This is a genomic window from Nonomuraea sp. NPDC001684, assembly GCF_053596515.1.
Genome location: NZ_JBSFGJ010000842.1, coordinates 1 through 1,708, shown reverse-complemented (window position 1 = coordinate 1,708; position 1,708 = coordinate 1). Strand labels below are relative to the sequence as shown.

Genomic DNA, 1,708 nt, shown 5'->3' with positions numbered 1-1,708 from the left:
GGACCGACGTCTACTCCACCACCTCCGGCAACGGCGCGACCGACGACCTGGCGGTCAGCGGCAGCGGCCGGTACGTGCGCATGTACGGCACCGCCCGCGGCACGACGTACGGCTACTCGCTCTACGAGCTGGAGGTCTACGGCAGCGGCGGCGGCGGGACCGACACCACCCCGCCCTCGGTCCCGGGCAACCTGCGCGCGACCGGCACCACCTCCACCAGCGTCTCCCTGGCCTGGGACGCCGCCACCGACGACGTGGGCGTCACCGGCTACCTGGTCTACCGGGGCTCGACCCTGGTGACCACCGTGGCGGGCACCACGTACACCGACGCCGGCCTGACCCCCGCCACCGCCTACAGCTACACGGTCAAGGCGCGCGACGCGGCGGGCAACCAGTCGGCGGCCACCGGCGCCGTCACCGCGACCACCCAGCCCGGCAGCGGGGGCGGCCCCGCGGTGCCCTTCGGCAGCCACACCATCCCGTACGCGGCGGGCATGCTGCGTCCCTCCGGCGACCAGGCCACGCTGGACGCGCGGGTGGTCGACTACTACAAGCGGTGGAAGGCCGCCTTCGTCCGGCAGAACTGCGGGAACGGCTGGTACGAGGTCATCTCCCCGGACGCCGACCACCCGTACGTGGCCGAGGCCCAGGGCTACGGCATGGTGATCGTCGCGACCATGGCCGGGGCCGACCCCGACGCCAAGAAGATCTTCAACGGCATGGTCAAGTGGATGCTCGCCCACCCGTCCTCCATCAACCCCGACCTGCTGGCCGCCGAGCAGGACACCGCCTGCAAGAGCGTCGACGGCAGCGACGGCGCCACCGACGGCGACATGGACGTCGCCTACGGCCTGCTCCTGGCCCACCGGCAGTGGGGCAGCGCGGGCACGTACAACTACCTCGACCTGGCGATCAAGCACATCAACGCCATCAAGAAGGACGAGATCAACCCGTCCACGAACCTGCTCAAGCTGGGCGACTGGAGCAGCTCGGGCGACCAGTACTACTACATCACCCGCACCTCCGACTGGATGGTCGACCACTTCAGGGCCTTCAGGAAGGCGACCGGCAACAGCGCCTGGGACACGATCAGGACCGCCCACCAGAACCTGATCACCACTCTCCAGAACAACTACGCCTCGGCCACCGGCCTGCTGCCGGACTTCGTGGTCAACACCAACACCACCGCCAAGCCGGCCCCCGGCCAGGTGCTGGAGGACCCGAACGACGGCCAGTACTGGTGGAACGCCTGCCGCACCCCGTGGCGCATCGCCGACGACGCCGTGACCAGCGGCGACGCCAAGTCGCTCGCCTCGGCCAGGAAGCTCAACTCCTGGATCAAGAGCAAGACCGGCGGCGACCCCGGCAAGATCGCCATCGGCTACAAGCTCAACGGCACGCAGATCTCCAGCGGCAGCGAGGCCGCCTTCTTCGCCCCGTTCGCGGTGGCGGCGATGACGGACTCCGGCAGCCAGTCCTGGCTCGACGCGCTCTGGAACAAGATGCTCGGCACCCCGATCGACGCGAGCAGCTACTACTCGGCCAGCATCCAGCTCCAGGTCATGATCACGGTGACCGGCAACCACTGGGTGCCCTGACCGGCGGCGGAACCCGAGCCGTGCGGGCGGCCGCCGCGCGCCGGGGCCGCCCCCCCCCCCGCCGCGACCCCCCCCGCACGGCCCGGCGGGGCCGCCCGCGCGCACGCCGA

The 1,708-nt window shown here is 71.0% G+C and carries 1 protein-coding gene; it reads left to right on the top strand.

Annotation, left to right across the window (positions count from 1 at the left end; all coding sequences use genetic code 11):
• On the top strand, positions 1 to 1,598 hold a 1,598-nt coding region (locus ACWCSD_RS52385), incomplete at its 5' end, for a glycosyl hydrolase family 8 (RefSeq protein WP_449927371.1).
• Positions 1,599 to 1,708 lie beyond the last annotated feature (110 nt).